General features: G+C 71.6%; 21 protein-coding genes. 12 read left to right on the top strand and 9 right to left on the bottom strand.

The window, feature by feature from the left end; translation table 11 throughout:
* The first annotated feature begins 96 nt into the window (after positions 1-96).
* Positions 97-294, top strand: a complete 198-nt coding sequence (locus tag RKE38_RS19575) for an Ltp family lipoprotein (RefSeq protein ID WP_410055459.1) — start codon at positions 97-99, stop codon at positions 292-294.
* A gap of 147 nt (positions 295-441) precedes the next feature.
* On the opposite strand, the gene RKE38_RS11935 is transcribed toward RKE38_RS19575, so the two are convergent.
* From RKE38_RS11935 to RKE38_RS11925, 3 genes are all read right to left on the bottom strand, one after another.
* The gene (locus tag RKE38_RS11935; RefSeq protein WP_316007712.1) at positions 442-771 is read right to left on the bottom strand and encodes a spore germination protein GerW family protein; all 330 of its coding nucleotides are present in this window, start codon (positions 769-771) and stop codon (positions 442-444) included.
* Positions 772-848: 77 nt separating this feature from the next.
* Complete coding sequence (locus tag RKE38_RS11930) at positions 849-1793, bottom strand: RNA polymerase sigma-70 factor (protein ID WP_316007711.1); 945 nt, start codon at positions 1791-1793, stop codon at positions 849-851.
* Positions 1790-2752 (bottom strand): NAD(P)-dependent oxidoreductase, encoded by a 963-nt coding sequence (locus RKE38_RS11925; protein ID WP_316007710.1) that lies wholly within the window; start codon positions 2750-2752, stop codon positions 1790-1792. The genes RKE38_RS11930 and RKE38_RS11925 overlap by 4 nt, the downstream gene beginning before the upstream one ends.
* Positions 2753-2933: 181 nt before the next feature.
* Here RKE38_RS11925 and RKE38_RS11920 point away from each other — a divergent pair, with 181 nt between their 5' ends.
* From RKE38_RS11920 to RKE38_RS11895, 6 genes are all read left to right on the top strand, one after another.
* Positions 2934-3215 (top strand): hypothetical protein, encoded by a 282-nt coding sequence (locus RKE38_RS11920; RefSeq protein WP_316007709.1) that lies wholly within the window; start codon positions 2934-2936, stop codon positions 3213-3215.
* Between the two features lie 301 nt (positions 3216-3516).
* On the top strand, positions 3517-5691 hold the full coding sequence (locus RKE38_RS11915) for an MMPL family transporter (protein WP_316007708.1): 2175 nt from the start codon (positions 3517-3519) through the stop codon (positions 5689-5691).
* Between the two features lie 189 nt (positions 5692-5880).
* Positions 5881-6471, top strand: coding sequence for a DUF6318 family protein (locus tag RKE38_RS11910; RefSeq protein WP_316007707.1), 591 nt, complete (start codon positions 5881-5883; stop codon positions 6469-6471).
* A complete protein-coding gene (locus tag RKE38_RS11905; RefSeq protein ID WP_316007706.1) occupies positions 6447-7364 on the top strand; it encodes a hypothetical protein in 918 nt (305 codons plus the stop codon). Before RKE38_RS11910 ends, RKE38_RS11905 begins: the two co-directional genes overlap by 25 nt.
* Before the next feature lie 177 nt (positions 7365-7541).
* Entirely contained in the window at positions 7542-9155 is a 1614-nt protein-coding gene (locus tag RKE38_RS11900; RefSeq protein WP_316007705.1) for an HNH endonuclease signature motif containing protein, read from the top strand.
* 171 nt (positions 9156-9326) lie between these two features.
* On the top strand, positions 9327-9527 hold the full coding sequence (locus tag RKE38_RS11895) for a hypothetical protein (RefSeq protein WP_316007704.1): 201 nt from the start codon (positions 9327-9329) through the stop codon (positions 9525-9527).
* A 113-nt stretch (positions 9528-9640) separates the two neighbouring features.
* On the opposite strand, the gene RKE38_RS11890 is transcribed toward RKE38_RS11895, so the two are convergent.
* Complete coding sequence (locus tag RKE38_RS11890; RefSeq protein WP_316007703.1) at positions 9641-10945, bottom strand: hypothetical protein; 1305 nt, start codon at positions 10943-10945, stop codon at positions 9641-9643.
* A gap of 394 nt (positions 10946-11339) precedes the next feature.
* Between RKE38_RS11890 and RKE38_RS11885 the strand changes: the two genes are divergently transcribed.
* Both RKE38_RS11885 and RKE38_RS11880 read left to right on the top strand, forming a co-directional pair.
* Entirely contained in the window at positions 11340-12350 is a 1011-nt protein-coding gene (locus tag RKE38_RS11885; RefSeq protein WP_316007702.1) for an aldo/keto reductase family protein, read from the top strand.
* Between the two features lie 218 nt (positions 12351-12568).
* Positions 12569-12994, top strand: coding sequence for an SRPBCC domain-containing protein (locus RKE38_RS11880; protein ID WP_316007701.1), 426 nt, complete (start codon positions 12569-12571; stop codon positions 12992-12994).
* A 21-nt stretch (positions 12995-13015) separates the two neighbouring features.
* On the opposite strand, the gene RKE38_RS11875 is transcribed toward RKE38_RS11880, so the two are convergent.
* Positions 13016-14362: an MFS transporter gene (locus tag RKE38_RS11875; RefSeq protein WP_316007700.1), complete on the bottom strand. Its 1347-nt coding sequence runs from the start codon at positions 14360-14362 to the stop codon at positions 13016-13018.
* A gap of 153 nt (positions 14363-14515) precedes the next feature.
* Here RKE38_RS11875 and RKE38_RS11870 point away from each other — a divergent pair, with 153 nt between their 5' ends.
* Positions 14516-15391, top strand: a complete 876-nt coding sequence (locus RKE38_RS11870; RefSeq protein ID WP_316007699.1) for a LysR substrate-binding domain-containing protein — start codon at positions 14516-14518, stop codon at positions 15389-15391.
* Positions 15392-15503: 112 nt separating this feature from the next.
* Here RKE38_RS11870 and RKE38_RS11865 read toward each other — a convergent pair whose 3' ends face one another.
* Complete coding sequence (locus RKE38_RS11865; RefSeq protein ID WP_316007698.1) at positions 15504-17774, bottom strand: FG-GAP-like repeat-containing protein; 2271 nt, start codon at positions 17772-17774, stop codon at positions 15504-15506.
* A gap of 160 nt (positions 17775-17934) precedes the next feature.
* Positions 17935-18285 carry a MerR family transcriptional regulator gene (locus RKE38_RS11860; protein WP_316007697.1) on the bottom strand — a complete coding sequence of 117 codons (351 nt, stop codon included), beginning with the start codon at positions 18283-18285 and terminating at the stop codon, positions 17935-17937.
* Positions 18286-18396: 111 nt separating this feature from the next.
* Here RKE38_RS11860 and RKE38_RS11855 point away from each other — a divergent pair, with 111 nt between their 5' ends.
* Together RKE38_RS11855 and RKE38_RS11850 are read left to right on the top strand one after the other, a co-directional pair.
* Positions 18397-18819, top strand: a complete 423-nt coding sequence (locus RKE38_RS11855) for an HSP20 family small heat-shock protein (protein WP_316007696.1) — start codon at positions 18397-18399, stop codon at positions 18817-18819.
* Between the two features lie 37 nt (positions 18820-18856).
* Positions 18857-19162, top strand: coding sequence for a hypothetical protein (locus tag RKE38_RS11850; RefSeq protein ID WP_316007695.1), 306 nt, complete (start codon positions 18857-18859; stop codon positions 19160-19162).
* Positions 19163-19283: 121 nt separating this feature from the next.
* Here the strand turns inward: RKE38_RS11850 and RKE38_RS11845 are convergent, their stop codons facing one another.
* Together RKE38_RS11845 and RKE38_RS11840 are read right to left on the bottom strand one after the other, a co-directional pair.
* Positions 19284-20492 carry a hypothetical protein gene (locus RKE38_RS11845; protein ID WP_316007694.1) on the bottom strand — a complete coding sequence of 403 codons (1209 nt, stop codon included), beginning with the start codon at positions 20490-20492 and terminating at the stop codon, positions 19284-19286.
* Between the two features lie 45 nt (positions 20493-20537).
* Positions 20538-21833 carry a hypothetical protein gene (locus RKE38_RS11840; protein WP_316007693.1) on the bottom strand — a complete coding sequence of 432 codons (1296 nt, stop codon included), beginning with the start codon at positions 21831-21833 and terminating at the stop codon, positions 20538-20540.
* Positions 21834-21863 lie beyond the last annotated feature (30 nt).

Here is a 21863-nt window from a genome sequence, read left to right as displayed (position 1 = left end):
CCTCTGGTCGGGCTAAGGCTGTCCGTAACGCCAAAAAGGCACGTCGACAGCACTGCGATCGCCGAGGTGGCCCTCATTCAGTAGAGCTCATCTCCTGTGGTGGCGGCTAGCCTGACGCGACGTGCGCCGCGAATCACTTGGGAGTCGACTGGAACGGGAGCCATCGCGACAGCGAAGACCTACGTCGAGACGATGCCGATGTCCCGCTCGGCGCTCATCCAGCAGCTGTCCTCCTCTGCAGGCGACAAGTTCACTAAGGGGCAGGCCACCCACGCGGCTGACGTCGTCAGCTGAGGTTCACCGAGACCGGACTATGGCGAGGGTGAGGCGTGTGCCTCGCCTCGAGTCCGCTTGGAGGCTCCGGCACCCTGTTGGGGCCGGAGCCGCCGCGCGTCCTCGGACGCTCGCTTGTACGTGCGCCCGGTGAGGTCGCCAGTCGTCTCACCGGCGGCGACGGAGGATCGAGCGGATGGCCAGCACGAGTACCAGCGCGAACACCTGACCGCCGATCGCGATCTTGGTGACGTCGACGGCCGGCTGCCAGCTGACCTTGCCGTCCTTAACGACGAAGACGCCAAGGCCCTTGGCGTCGATGCCGGCGCCGCCTCCCGTGCCTTCCTCGCCCTCGTGGCCGCCGCTCCCGGCGCCGGCACCGCCGCGTACGCGCGCGACCGGGACGAGCATGACCCCGTCCTGGGAGATGGGCTCCCCGAACACCCGCTTGGGCGTCAGGTCATCCGTGACTCGTGAAAGCAGCTGCTGCACGTCCATGGACGGACGCTAGGCAGCGCCCCGGGGCGCTGGACGGGCCCTTGGTCCCGTCCCGTCTTGGCGATCGACCGCGCAGCTCAGTCGCCGGGGCGGGCGCCGCCGAGCTGGCGGATCAGGGCGTTGGCGTCGCCGACCGGTCCGAGGTGCGCGAGCTTGTCGGGGTTGACGACGGCCCGCACCCCGGCGACCTGGCCGTCGACCACCTCGAGCGCCCACACGGCATACAGACGGCCGCCGACGAGGAACAGGGCACCCGGGTCACCGTTGACCTCGGTCGGGCGGATCTCGATGTCCGACAGGCGACCCAGCGCCCGCAGCCAGTTCGTGAGGGTGCGGGCGACCCGCGACCGGCCCTGCTGCGACCGCGCCAACGAGGGCGCCTTGCCACCACCGTCACCGACGAGCACGACGTCGTGGGCGAGCAGCGACTCGAGCCCGGCCAGGTCACCGGTGCGCGCGGCGGCGAAGAAGCGCTGGGCCAGCTCGTCGCGCTGCTCGGTGGTCGTCGTGAATCGCGGACGCCGTTCCTCGACGTGGCGGCGGGCGCGGACGGCGAGCTGGCGCACGTTCGCCTCGGTCTTGCCGACGATGTCGGTGATCTCGCCGTACCCGTAGCCGAACACGTCGTGCAGGAGCAGCACCGCACGCTGCTCGGGGGAGAGGCTCTCGAGCACGACCAGCAGCGCCAGCGACAGCGAGTCGGCCGTCACCGCCTGCTCGGCCGGGTCGTCGCGGCCGTCGGTGATCACCGGCTCGGGCAGCCATTCGCCGACGTACCGCTCGCGCCGCACCCGAGCCGACCGCAGCTCGTCCATCGCCAGCCGCGTCGTCACGGTCGCCGTGAACGCCCGCGGAGACGCGATCTGCTCACCCGACTCCAGCGACCGGTGTACCCGCAGCAGCGCCTCCTGCACGACGTCCTCGGCCTCGGTGACGCTGCCGAGCATCCGGTAGGCGATGCCGAACGCCACCGGCCGCAGCTCGCCGAGCAGCGCTTCGTAACCGGCATACGACTCGGTCACGCGGCGCCCGCCCGGGCCGACTCGCGCGCCACCAGCTCGCGGAAGCCCTCGCGCCACGTCGCGTGCGCCGGCGCCCAGCCGAGCTCGGACTTCGCCTTCGCGTTCGAGGCGCCACGCAGCTCGGTCATCATCACGACCCCAGTCTCGCCCGCGACCAGCCGCGCGAGCCACACCGGCACGCGCATCGGCTTCTTCGCGCCGAGCACCTCCGCCAGGTACGGCAGCCAGGTCCCCACCGCTGCCGGCTCGTCGTCGACGACGTTGTAGACGCCGGGCGCCCCGCGCTCGACCGCTGCCACGGTGGCGTCCGCTGCGTCGGCGATGTGGATGAACGACCACACGCCGGCACCCTCGCCGACCATCGGCATCTTGCGCTGCTGCACGGCCGTCGTCTGCTCGCCACCCACGCCGAGCGAGGTGTGCGGGCCGTAGAAACCGCCGTACCGCAACACGATTCCCTCGGTCCACGTGGCCGCTGCGACCGCCGACTCGACGTGCTTGATGGCGCCAACCGTCTGCGACATCCCGGGCGGGGGAGTGGCGCCGAACGAGTCGTCCTCGGACTTCACCATCGAGCCCGTCCGGTCGTACCCGGCGAAGAAGCTCTGCGCCACGAACCGCTTCACCCCGACCGCCTGGCCGGCCGACAGCAGGTGGTCGGTGCCCTCGGTCCGCAGCCGGTTGGTCTGCGCGAACCCGCGGTCGAAGTGCCGGAAGTCCATCGGCCCGATCGCGGTCAGCTGGTGCACGATCACCTCCGGCTGCGCCGTCGCCACTGCGGCCGCCACCTGCTCCGCGGAGAGCGCGTCGGCCACCACGGGCACAGCGCCCATCTCGCGCAGCATCCCCTGCTTGCCCTCGCTGCGGGTCATCGCGTGCACCTCGTGCCCGGCCTGCACCAGCCGCGGCACCAGCTGCCGCCCCATCGCCCCGGTCGCTCCCGCCACGAACACCCTCATGTCCACTCCTTCGTCGTTTCCGTCCTACACCCCACCCAGACGAGACAGCCCCGCGTCCTGTGACACCTCCCGCCGACGAAGGTTCGGGGACCTCGGAGAGCCGGCGTCTGCGGCATACGGCGCATCAGGCTTCCATCGAGTGACGGAGGCGCCCTGAGCCCTCGGAGACCACCATTCCGTCATGGGTGGGGCGCAGGAGCGCATCGACGCGGGGACGACCTGGGTGACCTGGGAAGGGCCGCCCTTCGTCGACCCGACGAGCGGTCGCAAGGGCGCGTTCGTCGACGAGTGCATGGCGCTCAACGAGGCCGAGCTGCTCGAGCTCTGCGCCTACTGGGAGTGGCGGACCGAGCAGGTCACCAGCGAGATCGACGTGTGGTGGTGCTGGACCGTCGTGCGGTTCGGCCGCCGCCTGCTCGACATGCGCCGCGGCCACACCCGCTACCCGCGACTGCCGTCCTGACCTCTGCCCGAGCGATGGAGTGCCGTGGGGTCAGGTATGCCGCGGGGTCGGGTATGCCGTCAAGGCGCCGGGGGCGGCGGCCACGCCGGCCCGCTCGGGCGAGCACCCGGCATACGCAGCGCTGCTCCCGGACTACGTGGGGCATCGCGGACATAGCGGTCAGGGTCGTCCCTGAACGACCCCTGAACGGCCCCCGACAACGCCGTAAACCACTGTCCCGTCGGCGCACCCGCGCCCTACCGTCGATGGCGAAGGGGCGCCGTGCAGGGTGCGCAACCGTCCACGGTGGGAGGCAACAAGCATGAGTGAGACACGGATCGGCGACGTCGGGCGGTTGGCCTGGTTCCCGTCCTCGAAGGTGACGAAGTGGTTCGTCGTGGGGTTCTGGCTGCTGGTGCTGGCGGCCGCGTTCAGCCCCGCCGGCAAGCTGCAGGGCGTCCTCAACAACGAGGCCGTCGCGTGGCTGCCCAAGGACGCCCAGTCGACGCAGGTCGTCCAGCAGATCGAGGCGTTCCAGAGCAAGAACGAGTTCCCGGCGGTCATCGTCTACGAGCGCCCGGCCGGTGTCACGCAGGCCGACCTGCAGGCGGTCGCCGCGCAGGTGCAGCGGTTCAACGCGCTCGAGCCCGTCAAGAAGGACAGCGTCGGGCCGATCCCCGCGAAGGACGGCAAGGCGCTGCAGGTGATCGTGCCGGTCGATGCCGGTGACGCCGGGTGGGACTCGCTCGGCGCGACGGTCGACGACCTGCGCGCGATCGCGAAGGACCGCCCGGCCGGCCTGTCGATGCAGGTGACCGGACCGGTCGGGTATGCCGCGGACTCGTCCGCCGCGTTCTCCGGCATCGACGGCAAGCTGCTCTACTCGGCGATGGCGGTCGTCATCGTCATCCTGCTGCTGACGTACCGCAGCCCGGTGCTCTGGCTCATCCCCGTCGTGTCCGCGGGCACGGCGCTGTTCGTCGCGCAGGCCGTCATCTACTTCCTGGCCAAGGGCGACACGCTCACGGTCAACGCGCAGAGCTCGGGCATCCTGACCGTCATCGTGTTCGGTGCCGGTACCGACTACGCGCTGCTGCTCGTCGCCCGATATCGCGAGGAGCTGCGACGGCACGAGGACCGGCACGAGGCCATGGCGTTCGCGCTGCACCGCGCCGGTCCGGCCATCCTCGCCTCGGGCGCGACCGTCATCGCCGGCATGCTGTGCCTGCTCGTCGCGACGATGAACTCGACCAAGGGTCTCGGCCCGGTCGCGGCGATCGGGATCGGCGTGGGGCTGCTCGTCATGCTGACCCTGCTGCCGGCGCTGCTGGTGGTGTGCGGCCGGTGGATCTTCTGGCCGGTGCGGCCGACGTATGGGTCGGTCGACCACACCCGCGACGGCATCTGGGCCCGCGTCGGGCGTCGCATCGCCCGTGCGCCGCGACGCACCTGGGTGATGACATCGGTGCTGCTCGCGGTCGCGTCGCTCGGCGTCCTGCAGCTCAACGCGGTCGGCCTCAAGAACGCCGACTCCTACTACGGCAAGCCCGAGTCGGTGGTGGGGGAGCAGACGCTCGCGCGGCACTTCCCGGCCGGTTCAGGTTCGCCGGTCATGGTGCTGGCCAACGCTTCTGAGGCTGCGGCGGTCAAGTCCACACTCGAGGGCGTGCAGGGCGTCTCTACGGTCACCGATCCCGTCACCAAGGGCGGGCGCTCGCTGATCCAGGCGACGCTCACCGACGCGCCGGACTCGGACGCGGCGACGAAGACCGTCGACCGGGTGCGCGCGGCCATCGGTGCGGTGCCGGGGGCCGACGCGATCGCCGGTGGTGACACTGCGACCCGCGCCGACACGCTGCGGGCCGCGGCCGACGACAACGTGCGGATCATCCCGCTGATCCTCGGAGTGGTGCTGCTGATCCTCGTGCTGCTGCTGCGCGCGGTCACGGCGCCACTGGTGCTGATCGGGACGGTGGTGCTGTCGTACGGCGCGGCAATGGGGCTGTCCTCGTTGATCTTCCGGCACGTGCTGGGCTTCGCTGGGGCGGACTCGTCGCTGCCGCTGTTCGTCTTCGTGTTCCTCGTCGCGCTCGGCATCGACTACAACATCTTCCTCATGACCCGCGTCCACGAGGAGTCGAAGGAGATCGGCACGCGCCGCGGTGCGCTCGTGGGGCTGGCGGCGACGGGTGGTGTGATCACGTCGGCCGGTCTGGTGCTGGCGGGCACGTTCGCGGTGCTGGGGACGCTGCCGGTGGTCACGTTCGCCGAGATCGGGATCGCGGTGGCGCTCGGGGTGCTGCTCGACACGCTGGTGGTGCGGTCGGTGCTGGTGACGGCGCTCAACCTCGACCTGCGCGGCCGGATGTGGTGGCCGAGCAACCTCGCGCGGCGTGACCGTGAGCTCGACGCGGCTCCGCTGCCGGACGAGGGGTCGGCCGGGACGGGTGGCGCGGACGTTGTGGCACCGGAGGGGGTGCCGCAGCCGGCCCGCTGACCCGGGCGTGCGTCGACGGGTGGTGAGGTATGCCGCGGGGCCGGGCCCCGCGGCATACCCGCGTCTGCGACACGTCGTGGCGGGGGAGCGGTGCCGGAGGCCTGTGGACGAACGGTGGCCTTGTGGGCGCATTTGCGTAGACTCGCGTGGGTTCGATGCGGAGCTCGGCGCCAGGAGGGGAGTCGTCCGGTGGATGCACGACGTGGGTATGCCGTGGGGTTCGCGGTGCTCGCACTCACCGTGAGTGCGTGCACGGCGAACGGGGAGGAGCCGGCGAAGACGTCCTCGACTGCGCCGTCGAGCTCGTCGACGAGCAGTTCCACGACGGCGCCCTCGTCGACGCCCACGTCGGGGACGGCGACGGTGGACCCGGCGGACCTGCCACCGGAGGCGAGGAAGCGCACCCCCGAGGGCGCGGCAGCGTTCGTGAGGTACTTCGTCGAGCAGAGCAACAAAGCATGGACCGAACCGGACGCCGGGCTCCTGCCACCGTTGAGTGACTCGGGTTGCCTGTCGTGTCAGGCGCTCCAGAGGACCGCGGCAGGTCTGGTGGCGAAGAAGCAGCGTTACCGAAGCGCACCCTTGACGCTGAGCAAGGTGGCGGCCCTTCCTGGTGGTCCCGCCGGGCAGCAGTACGTGCGCGTTATTGGCACCCAGAATCGCGTCGACGTTGTAGACGCTTCGGGGAAGGTCGTGTCGACGGATCAGAAGAAGCCTGTGGCCCTCACGGCTTCCGCCGTCTGGAGGGGGAAGACGTGGTTGGTGTACGACATGGGCTGACCCGTGGCGGGGCCGCGCTGGCGCTCTCTGTCCTGGCGATGGGACTCTGCGCACCCGCCTTTGCCGATTGGGGAGGCGACGCGACCACCGGCGGAGTTCGCATGAACTTCAAGGACCGCAAGGAACTCGCGCAAATCAAGGCGGATGCGGCCGCCGCGAAGGCGAAGGCGGCCAAGGCGGCGGTGCACTTCGAGTACGCCTCTGTCGTCAACTGTCCCGGCAACCGTCCCGACTCGACGACTCGCAACGACTTCTGTGACGCCGCCGCGCTGGCGTGTCAGGGCAACACCCCTGAGGAGGGGTTGGGCCCGAGCGTGCGGATGTGGCGCCGCGAGGTGGGCGGCGATGGCACACCGCGGGGCGCGTGGGAGGACCTGGGGTTCACCTGCTTCCCGGAGGAGGCACCCAACCCCGTTCGGCCTGCGCTGACGATGCAGATGGTGCTGGCCGCGTTCCACGACACGGCGTTCGCCCGGCCGGAGCTGACGATCCAGCCGAAGGGCAACGTCACCCTGGTGACTCTGCCGACGTACTTCCAGGTGGCCTGGCCTGAAGCGGGGTTCCAGCCGGGGGAAATCGACCACCCGAGTCCTGCGCGGATGGCCGGATTCCAGGTCGAGATCCGCCCGACGCTGCGATCGGTGACGTACGTGTACGGCGACGGCACGACGAGTGGGCCGACACAGTCGCTGGGCGGCCCGTACCCGACGGGCGACATCACACGCGCCTACGACAAGGCCGGGCGGCTCCAGGTGCGTGCCGACATCACCTACGGCGGGCAGTTCCGCGTGGGCGGCGGCGCGTGGGTCGACATCCCGGCGGAGGTCGTGGTGCGGGGCACTCCCGAGCCGCTCGAGGTGAGGACCGCCAAGGCTCGACTGGTCTCCCACTGAGACGTTCTGATCCGTGGCTGTGGCCCCCTCGCGGGTTTCGTCATGCCGCCTCGTTGCTTGCACGCTCGGGCCCTGCGCTGGCAGTCGATTACTGACAGCTGACCAGGTCAATGGCACTGGACCGCAACGGATTTCGTCACCATGACCGTTGTCAGTGGTCGGTCGTAGAGTCTTTCCATGGCGATCGCACCGCAGGACTGGTTCGACGCGGGAGAGTCCCCGCGGCGGCCAGTTCTGACTGCAGTCGCGAGAGCACTCGGCTCCCTGGAGAAGTCCGAGCCGGGGCGCACCTGGGCCCTGGCTGACGGCGAGGTCGGCGAAGCGCTGCACCTCGTCGGGCGCCTGTCGGCGACCGTCGACGCGTTGCTGGTGACGCTGCTGGGTGAGGCCAAGCAGCGCAGCCTCGGCGCCGGCGACGGCTGGGGCACGTTGGACTGGGCACGCGCCCAGGCTCCGCAACTCCCGGACCGCGTGCTGTCCGACGCCGATGCAGTGGCAGGCGCCATGAGTGAGCTGCGACTGGCGGACGTGGTCGAGGCGGTGACGGACGTCATCGAGGGACCGCGGACTGCTGGGGCCAGTGCTGTGGGTGAGCCCGTGACGGACTACCTGCCCGTGGGCAAGGCGGCGCAGATCGTGCGGTTCCACCGGTCGGTGCGAGGCCTCGCTGACGCCACCCAGCTCGAGGGCGTCACGGCGACCCTGCTCGAGGAGGCGCGAGGCCCCCGCGGCGCGAACGAGAAGGTCCTTGCAGCAGCCCTGCGTCGCACCGGCAATCTGCTGCGTCCCGACCGCCTGGTGGAGCACGACGCCGACGTGGCGCGGGCGCACCGGTCGCTGGTGAAGACCGCCGGACCGGTCGGCCTGTCCCGGTACACCTTGCTGCTCGACGCCGAAGGCGCTGCCGTGGTCGACGCAGCCGTGGATGCGCTGGCGAAGCCGCACCGCGACCCCGAGACGGGCGAGCGCGACCCGCGCACACCCGCCTGCCGCCGCGCGGACGCGTTGCTGGACCTCGTGCGTCGGGCTGTCGAGGCACCGGGCGAGCTGCCGCGGGCGTCCAAGGCGACGCTCGTCGTCACCGTCCCGCTGCAGGTGCTAGAGGGACGGCTACGAGGTGTCGGTGTGACGACCACCCATGACCAGCAGGACCTCAGCGTTGACACCGTCCGCCGGATCGCCTGCGACGCGAGCGTGGTGCCGGCCGTGCTGGGGTCGCGGGGCGAGGTCCTCGAGCAGGGGCGTTCAGAACGACTCTTCACCGCGGGGCAGGTCCGGCACCTGTGGCTACGCGACGGCGGGTGCACGTTCCCGGGGTGCAGCAAGCCCCCGGCCTGGACCGACGCGCACCACCTCGTGCACTGGTTGGACCACGGCCCGACCGACATCGCGAACGCCGCGCTGCTGTGCCGGGCACACCACACCGTGGTCCACCGCGAGCGGTATGCCGGTGCCGTGGTCGCCGACGAGCGTGGGCGGCCGAGTGTGCAGTGGTATCTCGTGCCGGGCGCGTACGACGACCAGGTCGAGGCCATGCGACGAGCCGGCACCCTCCCGACACGGCCCATCGAGTCCTGCGACGACGAGCCCGGTGACGGCGATCCGCGTGGGGACGACGGCCTCGGCAGCGGTGATCCGCCACTCAGCGACGGTGCTCGGTGGCGCCCCGACGGGCTCAGCGACGGCGATCAGGCCGTCGACGATGTGTGCAGTGACGGTGATCCGCCCTGTGATGACGGCTGCAGTGACTGCGGACCGCCTCGCGACGACTCGTCACCCCACCGACGATGACCCCGCCCCGAGGCCGCCGGCCTTCGGCGGTGGTGGTGGCGCGCCCACAACCGTTGGCACGGCACTGTCGGGCGCGCGGCACACCGGACACGGCACGGGCCCTGCCGTGGACGCGGCACTCGGATGCCGCGCTGCCATGCGATGCGGCGCGGAGATCCGTACGGTCGAGGCATGAGCCAGTTCGACGAGCGCGACCAGGACCAGGACCACCTCGACAGCCGCGTCGAGCGCCGGGCGGAGCTGCTGCCCGAGGAGCAGGCGGCGGGCAGCGACGACCCGGAAGCCCAGGCCGAGGCGATCCTCGAGGAGTCCGAGGACCGCACCGAACACCCGGAGCAGACCCAGCACGACTCGGTCCAGAGCCCCGGATGAAAGTCCGGCTCGGCAGCCAGCCGGCCAGAGCCCTGGCTGAGAGCCCTGCTAGGCAGCCGGACGTTCCAGAGCCCGGCCGAAAGCCCTGTTCGGCAGGCGGCGGGCCCGGGCGGTCAGCCTGACGCCCGGATGCGATCGGTGAGCGCCTTCGCCAGCGCCAGCGCCCGACTGGAGACCTGGCTGCGGGAGCCGAACCCGATGACGTGGGCGATGTAGGGACCGACAGCGAACACGACCTCGTACTGGTACTCGGGCCGTCCTCCGTTCCAGCTCTGGTGGTACGCGATCGCCGTTCCACCGTCGCCCACTCTGACGGGCGAAACCCGGTCGACCTTCCCCTTCGCCGTGTACGCCCCGACCTGGCTGGAGAAGGTGCCGGAGCAGCCCGCCAGGTGCCATCGTTCCGCAGCGAGGCGGGTGGCCGCGGCGCTGGGGCTGGCGACGCGCTCGAGGTTGACGATGCCGACCGTGTCGGGAACCGACGACCGGTCCGCCCCCGTCTTGCGCGCCACAGTGACCTCTCCCGCGGCGGCACCGGCTGCGACGAAGCTGCGCCGGTCCTTCGGGCACGGAGTGCTGACGGCGTACCGGAGGGTGACGTCCCAGGTGGTCGAGGCAAGCCCGGCCACGACGGCCTTGGTGGTCAAGGGGGTCGCGCTGGTAGCCGGTCGGTGCGCCAAGGTCGCACCGGCGGCCATGTCGGAGAGGCAGGAGCGCACGGCCTTCGACACCGGGCCGGCCGACGGCCCCACCATGTCGCACAACAGGAGCAGGTTGCCCACGCGCGCCCCACCCATCACCTCGTGACGGCCCGCCCGGTCGGCGTCGGCATCGGTCGTGTGCCAGGCGGCCAGGCTGGCGACGCCGGGCACCGACAGGCTCACGGGCGAACGGTTGTCATGGTCCGAGCGGCAGGCGGCCCACCGGCGCAGGCGCTCGTCCATCGACGATGCCGCCGAGGGCGAGTCATCGAGCACGATGGCGGCGTTGCTCGCCGTCACCAGCTTCGTGACGCGGTCGCGCAGGTGCAGCTGTTCGTCGTCCGGCACCGTCGACGTGGCGAACCAGGCGCGCGTGCTCGCCGGGACGAACGGCGACACACCGTCGCAGAGGTCGATCGGGCCGAGGCCCGAGGTGACCGGCTCGCCTATCATGGTGTCCGCCTGGCGCTGTCCGAGGGTCGCCACGACGCGCGCGTCGGCGGTGTCGAAGCGCTGGTCCGGCGCCGTCGCGGCTGTGCCAGGCGACGATGCCGAGCCGGACGCCGCCGACGGTGCCGAGTCGGGGGCGGCCGGCTGCGCGTGTGCGCTCGAGGCGGAGGACGCCGCCGAGCTCCCTGCCTCGGTGGGCTGGGTGCATCCGGTGACTGCGACCAGCACGGCGAGCACGGCGCCGCCCGCCGCCCCTCGGTCGCCCACCCGGCGCCGTCCCGGCCGTGCCGCCGCGACTCCGCGGGAGGCCAACACCGCCGCGCTGCCTGTCCGGGCGCGCGTCGTCCGCCTCGTCGTCGTCCGCCTCGTCGTCGTCCGGCTCGTCGTCCGGCTCGTCTTTGTCCGGCTCGTCGTCGTCCGGTCCGTCACGGTCCCGCTTCCCGGCGTCCGGTCGGTCTTCCCTTGGTTCGTCGTCCTGCTCGTCGTCCCCATGCGGTCGAGTCTGGATCGCCGAGCACCCCTCGCCGCGGTTGTCCACAGGCCAGGTCCCCGCCGGCGGCGGGGGAGGCGTTGCGGGACACGCACGGCATACCGCATCGAGGGACCGCCACCGCTCCGGCCCCGCAGAGCGCGCCGGCGGCACCCGGCATACGGTTGAACCATGAACTTCCGATACCTCGGCAACAGTGGTCTCAAGATCTCCGAGATCACCTACGGCAACTGGCTCACCCACGGCTCGCAGGTCGAGAACGACGTCGCCACGAAGTGCGTGCAGGCGGCGCTCGACGCGGGCATCAGCACGTTCGACACCGCCGACGTCTACGCCAACACCAAGGCGGAGACCGTGCTCGGCGAGGCCCTCAAGGGCGAGCGGCGCGAGAGCCTCGAGATCTTCACCAAGGTGTACTGGCCGACCGGGCCGGGCGGGAAGAACGACACCGGCCTGTCGCGCAAGCACATCATGGAGTCGATCAACGGCTCGCTGGAGCGGCTGCAGACCGACTACGTCGACCTGTACCAGGCGCACCGGTACGACACCGAGACCCCGCTCGAGGAGACGATGACGGCCTTCGCCGACGTCGTCCGCCAGGGCAAGGCGCTGTACATCGGCGTCAGCGAATGGACCGCCGACCAGATCCGCGAGGGCCACAAGCTGGCCCAGGAGCTCAACATCCAGCTCATCTCGAGCCAGCCCCAGTACTCCATGCTGTGGCGGGTCATCGAGGGCGAGGTCGTCCCGACCTGCGAGGAGCTCGGCATCAGCCAGATCGTGTGGAGCCCCATCGCGCAAGGTGTGCTCACCGGCAAGTACCAGCCGGGCCAGCCCGCGCCCGAGGGCTCGCGCGCCGCGGACGAGAAGGGCGGCGCCGACATGATCAAGCGGTTCATGAACGACGACGTGCTCACCCGCGTGCAGAAGCTCAAGCCGATCGCGGACGAGGCCGGCCTCACCATGGCCCAGCTCGCCGTCGCCTGGGTCCTGCAGAACAAGAACGTCGCCGCCGCGCTCGTCGGCGCCTCCCGGCCCGAGCAGGTCGCCGAGAACGTCAAGGCCGCCGGCGTGAAGCTCGAGGACGCGCAGATGAAGGCGATCGATGAGGCCCTCGGCGACATCGTCGAGCGCGACCCCGGCAAGACCAAGGAGACCGCGCCGCAGACGCGCGTCGCCTGACGCTGCACCGCACGGCGCCCCTGCGCGGGCGTCCCACGGAGCACGAGCTCGCATGCCGCGGGGCGGCCGGTTCCACGCGAACCGGCCGCCCCGCACGGCTGTCGGACCGATGGGCGATTGCCCCGACCGAGGCATTGCCAAGGACCCCGCCGACGCGGTCGACTGTGGGGGTGGGTGCTGCCCACCCGGGGCGGTGCCGCTGCACACGGAGGTACCCCATGAGCACTGAGGTCGACGCGCTGCCCGACGACACCGAGGCCGGCGAGCCGGAGGCGGGCGTGCACGCCACCGCCACGATGGCCGCCGGTCCCGCCCAGGTGTGGCAGCACCTCATCAGCCCAGCCGGGACCGAGGCGCTCCTCGGCGACGGCGCCCGGCTCGGCAGCAAGGGGGAGCCGTGGCACGCCGCCGACGGCACCCGCGGGGTGGTCCGCAGCTACCACCCGCTGGAGCAGATCCGGGTCTCCTGGCACCCGTACGAGGACGGCCCGCTCAGCATGCTCGACGTGCAGCTGCACCCCGACAGGGACGGCACCCGCGTCGACCTCTACCACGAGGGCCGCGGCATCGCGGGGGATCCGCGCGGGGACCAGCAGCACTGGGTCGACGCCCTCGGCCGCCTCGCCGACGGCATGACCGGCTGACGGCCGGCAGCGCCGGCTTGATCAGTGGCTGCGGGGCATGAGCGACGGGCGGGGGAGCCGCACCGACACTGACGTGAGCCCGAGCCGCAGGGACGCCGCCCTGGCCAGGTGCCGGCACACCAGCACCGTCACGACCGCGGGAACCGCACCTGACGCGAGCAGCGCTGCCCGGGGGCCGTACGTCTCGGCCAGCCACCCGACGACCGGGCCCCCGACCGCCCCGCTGCCGATGAACACGAGCATGTAGACACCGACGACCCTCCCGCGCAGGTGGTCGGTCGCGGCCAGCTGCACGAGCGACTGGGCGGAGGTGAGGAAGCCGAGGTTGGCCGCACCCACGGCGACGAGCAGGACCGCGAAGAGCATCTGGCCCGGCGCCAGGGCTGCCACGAGGAGCGCCGTCGCCAGCGCGGTCCCGGCCTTGCCGACGGTTCGCAGCCGCAGCGGCCGGGTCCGGCGGGCGGTGGTCAGCGCGCCGCCGAGCGCGCCCAGCGCCACCACACCGTTGAGCAGCCCGAGCCCGGACGCCCCGGAGTGGAACTCGTCCTTGGCGAACGCCGCGAGTGTCACCGGCAGGCTGATCGTGAAGAACCCGAACGCGCCCACCATGACGACCGGCCACAGGACCGTCGGCGTCGACACGGCATACCGCAGGCCGTCCCGCACCCCCGGCCGACCGGCGCCCTCGGCGGCGGCAGCGACGTGCCGCGCCCGGGTGTCGGCCCGCGTCGGCGTGCCGCGCATGAGCAGCAGGGCCGTGATCGGCGCCACGAAGGTCGCCGCGTTGACGGCGAACGCCCACCCGGCGCCGACGGTGCCCATGAGCACGCCGCCGATGACCGGCCCGGCCATCGCGCCGATCTGGAAGGTGGACGACACGAGGCTGATGGCGTTGGGCAGCTGCGAGCCGGGGACCACCTCGGAGACGAACGACTGCCGCGTCGGGTTGTCGACGGCCGCGACGACGCCGAGGACCCCGGCGAGGACGAAGACGTGCCGCACCTGGACGCGACCGCTGAGGGCCAGCACCGCGAGGATCGCGGCGGTCGCCGCCATCGACAGCTGGGTGATGAGCAGGATCAGCCGCTTGGGCAGCCGGTCGGCGAGCAGGCCGGCGTGCAGGCCGAAGACCAGCGTCGGCACGAACTGGCACGCGGTGGTGATCCCGACCGCGGTCGGGCTGTTGGTGAGGGTCAGCACGAGCCAGTCCTGCGCGATGCGCTGGATCCACCCGCCGGTGCCCGAGACGAGCAGCCCGGACAGCAGGAGCCGGAAGTTCCGGTTGGCGAGGGAGGGGAAGGTCCGCGAGAAATGTTGCGGCAGAAGAGGTCTGGCGATTCGGACAGAGGCGGCGTCGGTGGAGCTCAAGGGGTCGTCCTGGGCGAGTAGCGTCGGGTGGAGTAGTCGTACGGTGGACAGCAACAGGGTCCAGTGTCCTCCCCGTCGGCACGAGAAGCGCTATCGTTTCGGGGAATCAGTTCTATAAGTGTCATTGCGTATCGTGATGAACAGGGAGCCAGCGTGTACGACCCCGAGCTGCTGCGGACCTTCCTCGCCGTCGTGCAGTCACTGAGCTTCACCCGCGCAGCCGAGTCGCTGGGCCTCAGCCAGCCCACCGTCAGCCAGCACGTGCGCCGGCTCGAGGAGGCGGCCGGGAGGCCGCTTCTGGTCCGTGACACCCGCAGTGTCGCCCTGACCTCGGACGGCGAGGCCATGGCCGGCTTCGCCCGCGAGATCCTCGCCGTCCAGGACCGCGCCGTCGGCTACTTCACCGGGTCGCACCTGCAGGGGCGCCTGCGCTTCGGCGTGACCGACGACCTGGCCCTGACGCCGTTGCCGCGGATCCTGCGCGACTTCCGGCACCTCTACCCGCGGATCGACCTCGAGCTGACCGTGCTGCAGAACGACGGCCTCATCCGCCGGATCGAGTCGGGCCACCTCGACGTGGCGTTCGTCAAGCGCAGCCCCGGCCAGCAGCCGGCGATCCGCGGGCAGCTCGTCCGCCGCGACCAGCTCGTCTGGTGCGGCATCGACGGGACCCGCATCGACCCCGACCAGCCGGTACCGCTCGTCGTCTACCAGGCGCCCAGCCTCAGCCGTGCGCTGAGCGTGCAGGCCCTGGAGAAGGTCGACCGCCGCAGCCGGATCACCTGCACCGTCCGCGGCGTCAACGGTGTCCTGGCGGCCGTCCGTGCCGGCCTGGGCATCGCGGTCCTGGCCCGCACCCTCATGCCCTCGGACCTCGTCGAGCTGCCTGCCTCCTTCGGCCTGCCGAAGCTGCCGCAGCTCGACCTCGTCCTGCTCACCCGCAAGCAGGCGCCGGCCGAGGCCGCGAAGGCGCTCACCTCCGCGATCCTCGCCAGCGGCGCCCCGCTCACCCCCGTCGCCGGCAGCTGACGCCGGCAGGGGTGCGCCATGTCCGGCGCACCCCTGCGGTCGGTGCCTGCGGCTCAGGCACCCGTGCGGTCCCAGCCTCCGACTCAGTTACCCGTGCGGTCGATGCCTTTGCTCAGCGGACCCCGACGATGCGGGTGGTGGCACCCCACGTCGCCGCGATCCGCTTGCGTGCGGCGAAACCACCGCGGCCGTTCCCGGCATACACGTAGCTCACGTTGCCGGGCGTGCGGACGACGAGGTCCGCGCGGCCGTCGCCCGTGAGGTCACCGGTCGAGAAGACGGTGTTGTAGACCTGCCACCCGCTCGAGATTGCCACGCCGGGCTGGTAGCCGGTAGCCGTCGCGGTCCGGACACCTGTCCCTCGGTAGAGGTAGAGCCTCCCGGCAGGAGTTCGGCCGAGGAGGTCCACCTTGCCGTCACCGGTCACATCACCCGGCGTGATCATCTGGCTGTACATCTGCCAGCCGGTGCCGATCTTGCGCCAGCCCCCCAGGAAGCCGCTGTTGCCGTTGCCGGCCAGCAGCCACAGCTCACCGTTGGCCTTGCGGGCCAACAGGTCGGGCTTGCCGTCGCCGGTCCAGTCGCCCGGGGTGACGACGTCGGTGTACGCCGCCCAGCCAGTTGCGATGCGCGTCCGTCCGACGAGGGGTCCCTTTCCGCTACCCCGATAGAGGTACACGTCCCCTGTGGGGGTGATGCCGAGGACGTCGGAGATCCCGTCACCCGTGAGGTCGCCGGGGGAGACGACCTGGCGGAACATGTTCCACCCCCCGCCGAGCCTGACCGGTGTGCTGAAGCCGAGCGGTCGCGCAGGGTAGAGATACAGGTCTCCATTCGCGGTTCGGCCGACCACGTCGCCCCTCCCGTCGGCGTCCAAACCGGGAACCGGCGCGGATGCGGACGGGTTTGGCGTCATCGTGACGACCCTTTTCGGTGGTGCGACGTGGACGTATCCGAGCCCCGACAGGGCGCGCCAGTCGTTGCTCGCGACCTTGCCAGTGACGACCAAACGTGCCGCGGCCTGGAACTTCTTCACTCCACCCGCTGTGGCGGGACCGAAGTCGCCGTCCGCACTCCCCACCGAGTAGCCGCGACGGTTGAGCTCGGACTGCAGGTCCCGCACGGCATTTCCAGTCGCCCCAGTGCTCAGGGTGAGCCGTCCATATGCCGTCCAGAGCCTTGCTGTCGGGACGGGAGCGGCGGCGCTCGTCGTGGAGTAGCGGGCGTACAGCGCGGCCTTGCTGCGGATGGTGTCCATCTGCGGGTAGAGGTACTTGCCCGGGCACAGCGTGTAGGACGTGTTCTGGTGGGCGTTGATCGTCGGCAGGGTCGCCACCACGCCGGCCGCGTACTTGGTGCCCGTGCCGCCGGCGGAGGTGAGCCGGGTCGTGCCCTGCGGGTCGACGCCGTACTGCGACAGCTTCCACCCGGCGACCTTGGCGATGGAGTCGACCATGACCGTGGGGGCGGCCGTCGTCTCGTAGTTGCCCAGCGCCGCGATGCCCATGGTGTCGGTGTTGAAGCCCATGGCGTGGGCGCCGCGGACGGCCGTCGTGATCGAGCCGGCGCGGCCCTCGTAGACCCGGCCGAACTTGTCGACGAGGAAGTTGTAGGCGATGTCGGACCACCCCAGTCCCCGCGTGTCGTAGGCGTAGATGCCGCGGATCTGCGCGGCGGCCGTCGCGGTCGTGTAGTCGTTCGAGCTGGCCGTGTGGTGGATGACGATCGCCTTGACCGTCGAGTTGTACGTGGCGGGCCCGCGCAGGGACTCGTCAGCGCCCCACTGCTTGCGCGTGATGATGGTCGGCGCGATGGCGGCGGCGGAGGCCGACGCGGCCGGCGTGCTCGGCGCGAGGTGCTGGTCGGCGGCCGAGGAGCCCGGGTCGATGGTCGTGACGCGCAGGTCGGGCAGGGGCTGGCCGTCGGTGGTGTCGACGCGCACCTGGATGGCGGTCGCGCCGTCGGTGACGATGGGGTTGGACCCGACGCGGGCGCCGACCGACTCGCTGGTCCCGGCCTGGGGGCCGTCGTCGCTGACGCCGAGGTCCTCCCAGCCGGTCCAGCCGGCGTCCTCACGCAGGCGCACCGAGATGGTGATGTCGGCCTTGCGCAGCGGCGTCGAGCGCGACCACGAGACGCCGGCGACGGTGAACCGGGGACGGGTCTCCGGCGCGGTCAGCGTGCTCAGGGCGTGGCCGGGGCGGACGACCCGGCGGTCCCAGAGCCGGCCGGCGGCGAGCGGGTCGACCCCGCGCGCTCCGGTGGTCTGGACCCGCGGGGCCACCGGGTGCGGGGACACCGGGGCGGCGAAGGAGACGGTGGGCAGGGCCACGAACACGGGGGTGATCGCGACGGCGGCGAGGGCAGCACGGAGAAGGCGCACGGGAGTCATCCGGGGGGTCGTCGGGGGAACGTGGTGACGGGTGTGACGACTGTGAAGGGTGGCACCCGGAGTGGCCCTGTGTCGCATTTCGGGGAGCGGATTGGCCGTTCGGACGAGGCGTCGACGGCGTGTCGCCGCAGACGCGCGGCGTGTCGGGGCGCTAGTCGTCGGCGCGCAGACACGCGTTGTCCTTGCGGAGGGCTGCGTTTCGGTCCCGGAGCGCCCGGTTGGCGTCGGTGAGGCTGCGGTTGCGGTCCTGCAGGTCCAGGACCATCTGGACGGCCGCGAGCGTGACGCCGTCCTCGACCAGTCCTGAGACCCGGCGGATGCGCTCGACGTCGTCCGCGCTGTACCGGCGGGTGCCGCCGTCGGTGCGCGCCGGTGTCACGAGGCCGTGCTCCTCGTACAGCCGCAGGGTGGGCACCGCCAGCTCGGCCAGCTCGGCCGCCACCGAGATGGAGTACACCGGCCGGGCGTCCTCGGGGGCGCGGCTGCGAGCCTGCTCCGTCATGCGCGGGAGACCCTTGACAGATCGTATGCCGTGTGGTTAGAAAATCTGTAGCGCACGACTGAGATCCTAGCAGTCGCGGCGCAGGGACAGCAGACACTGGAGGTGGTTGAGATGCTCATGCGGACTGACCAGTTCCGCGAGCTGGACCAGCTGGCGCAGCAGGTCCTGGGGACGATGGCCCGTCCCACCGTGATGCCGATGGATGCCTGGCGAGAGGGCGACCGGTTCGTGGTCGAGTTCGACCTGCCGGGCGTGGACCCCTCGTCGGTCGACCTCGACGTCGAGCGCAACGTCCTCACCGTCCGGGCCGAGCGCCCGCGGCTCCAGGACGACCACGAGTCCATCGCGGCGGAGCGCCCGCGCGGGGTGTTCAGCCGTCAGCTCTTCCTGGGGGACACCCTCGACCTCGAGCGCATCGAGGCGTCCTACAGCGACGGCGTGCTGCGGCTGGTCGTGCCGGTCGCGGAGGCGGCCAAGCCCCGCAAGATCGAGATCAACACCGGGCACCGCACCCCGCACGCCATCTCCGCCTGACGGGCGGCCGACTGCTGGGAAGGAGGTGGTCGAGCCGATGACCGTGGTCGGGGCGACGACGACCGCACAGGCGTGGGGCGCGCTGGAGCTGGACCCCGGCGTGGGGACCGATGCCGCGTGGGCCCGGGTGGACCTGCTGCTCGAGGACGAGCAGTGGCTCCACGAGGAGTTCGAGGCCCTGACGGCCGACCTGGAGCAGCGGATGCCCCCACAGCCCTGTGCCCCCGACCGCGCGGACCGTCCGAGGTCGAGGCGGCACCGGCGCCGCTGGGCGGTGCAGGGACCGCCGGCTGCCGGGGCCCACGGGCACGTCCCGGGGCGTGAGAGGTCGCCGCCCGGCTGACAGGCGGATGCGAGAGGTCCCACCGGGCTCGAGCCCGGTGGGACCTCCTGCTGTCGCGGGGCCGCGTGGACCTCGTGTGCGTCGGGAGGTTCCGCAGGACCTCCCGACGCGGTGGTGCAGGTCAGCTCGTCGTCACGACCAGCGTGTGCGAGCCGGCTCTGGTCGGGACGGTGACCTCGAGGCCGCGGTTGGTCGTCCGCGTCGTCGCGTCGGTGACCACGTGGCCGTCGAGCAGGACCTGGGCGACCCGGCTGCCGCGCGGCAGCGTGTGGCCGATCCAGACCTTGTCCGCACCCACGGCCCGCTGCACGTCGATCGTCGTCGTGTACCGCGAGCCGCTCACGGACGCCGCCACGTCGGCATACCCGCCGCCGAGGCGGATGCGGTCGCCGGAGACCGCCGGCTGGCCCTGCGGCACCTGCGGCACGACGACGAGCCGGCCGTTGCCGAGGTCGGGCTGCACGCCGAGCCACTGGTGCACGACCGCCCACGCGGTGCCGTAGTTGCCCCACGCCTGCATGAACATCGAGCGGCAGGTCCAGCAGCGGTCGATGTTCGCGCCCTGGTCCGGTGACGGGAAGATCTCCGGCATGGCGCCGGGCTGCTCGTCCGGGGTGCCGCCGGTCGCGGGCTCGGCGAACATCGGGTCGGCCAGGGCGTGCGTGTACCGCTGCTGCTGGCCGGCGCCGAGGCGGCCGTAGTTGCCCTCGCCGATCGACTGGATCGACGTGGTCAGGCCGAAGATGACCTTCTCGCCCTGGCCGTTGGCGCCGCCGCCGCAGCCGGTGTGGAACAGCCCGGTGGAGAACGGCGGCGTGCCGCTGTAGCAGTCGTTCTCGCGGCCGGCGAGGGCCGTGGTGCCGTGGGCGTACGGCGCGAGCCCGGCCTGGGTGCGGCCGTTGACCTGCAGCTCGGCCTCCATCGGCGACTGCCCGATCCAGTGCTTCTGGAAGGACTGGACGTTGCCGGGGTCGACGAGCGAGTCGGCATACTGTGACGCCGCGGCGTACCACCACGTGGAGTCGAACCGGTCGCGGATCTTGCGCGCCAGGTTGTTCGCCCACGCGAAGGTGCGGCCGTCGTGCTTCGCCTTCGCCATGTCGGCGAGGTCGTACAGGCCACGGATGTAGTAGACGGTGTTGTCGAGCTTCTCCTGGCCCATGCCGCCGCGCTCGACGTTGCCCAGGCCCTCGGGCCAGCCGTCGTGGTCGGCGTCGAGCTGGGAGGTGACGTAGCGCAGGTTGCGCACCGAGAAGTCGTACATCTCGTCGCGGAAGGCGTTGTCGCCGGTCCAGCGCCACAGCAGTGCGACGGTGCTCGGGAACTTCACCGTCTCGTCGGTGTTGAAGTCGTATGACGTCGTGCCGTCCGCGTTCTACGTGCGCGAGTCGTGGCCGAACCAGATCGAGCCGTCGGACACCACCTCGTGCGTGACGACGCCGGAGCGGTTGTTGAGGATGTCGGAGATCTGCTGGAGCGCGCGCAGGTGTCCCTTGATCGCCTCGAACTGCCCGACCGAGACCGCCGCGAACGCGGTGTACTCCGCGTCGGTGCCGAAGATCCACGGGTAGTCCGGGTAGCCGGCGCCGATCCACGTGGCCTTGTCGACCGTGCCCGACGGCGGCGGGAACTGCTTGCCCTGGTTGGTCCAGCGCACCTGCAGGTTCGTCGCGGTCTGGGTCAGGTCGGCCATGTTCTGCTTGCCCCACTCGACGGCCTGCTGCACGAGCGGGTCGCCCGGCAGCGACAGCTGGGTCATCTGTGAGAGCGCCCGCCGCTCGGCCTTCTTGGCGGCCAGGGCGGCGTCGGGGTCGGCGAGGGCCTTGGCCAGCTCGCCCCGCGCGGAGGTGAGTCCCTGGTCGGAGCCGGCGACCGCGAGCCAGATGGTCTTCGAGCCGCCCGCGGGCAGGTCGAGCGAGTAGGTCAGCCGGCCGCCGGTGCCCTTGCCGAACGGCCCGTCGTCGCACGCCGACGGCTTGGGGTCGGCCGGCGCGCCGGGCTCGGTGCCGGTGCAGCGGTGCCCGGGCTGGGGGCCGTAGTACTGGTCGCCGATCGCCCCGGAGGTCGGGGTCGCAGAGGTGCCGACGAGGGCGGCGTAGTGGTGGGTCGGCGCGCCGGGCAGGGCGCCGTCGTCGGTGAAGACGAGGTCCCTGCCGTCGTACGTGCCTGTGTCGGGCAGGTTGTCGCTGGCGTTCGGCGTGACGCCGGAGAAGCCCCACGGGTACTGGCCCATGAGCTCGGAGTGCGCGTCGACCGAGAGCTTGGCCGTGCGGGCCGCGCCGGGGTTGGTGACGGTGAGCCCGAACAGGGCTCCCCTGACGCCGTCGGGGACGAAGTCGGTGCGCGCGACCTTCAGCCCCGCAGTGTCGGGCAGGTCGTAGCGGGTGTAGCCCCAGCCGCTGGTGAACTTCGTGGCCGGACCGACCCACTGGTCGTCGAGGCCGAACCAGACGCCGTCGACCATCTTCATCGGCGGGGTCCAGACGCCGCCCATCTCCCCGGTGATGTGCCAGCCGTTCGCGTAGAACCGGCCGTCCTCGAAGCCGATGGAGTAGGCCCGAGTGCCGGCGGAGACCTCACGCCGGTCGGCGAGCCGCGTGGTGAGGGACAGCTCGTCGCCGGCTGCGGCGGCTGCGGTGCCGGCTGCGGCCGACGGTGCGGTGCCGCTCATGGCTCCGGGCGATGCTCCCGGGGCTCCACC

This window comes from Phycicoccus sp. M110.8, assembly GCF_032464895.1.
Lineage (GTDB): Bacteria > Actinomycetota > Actinomycetes > Actinomycetales > Dermatophilaceae > Pedococcus.
The sequence above is the reverse complement of the archived record's forward strand: the minus strand, read 5'-3'. Positions and strand labels throughout refer to the sequence as shown.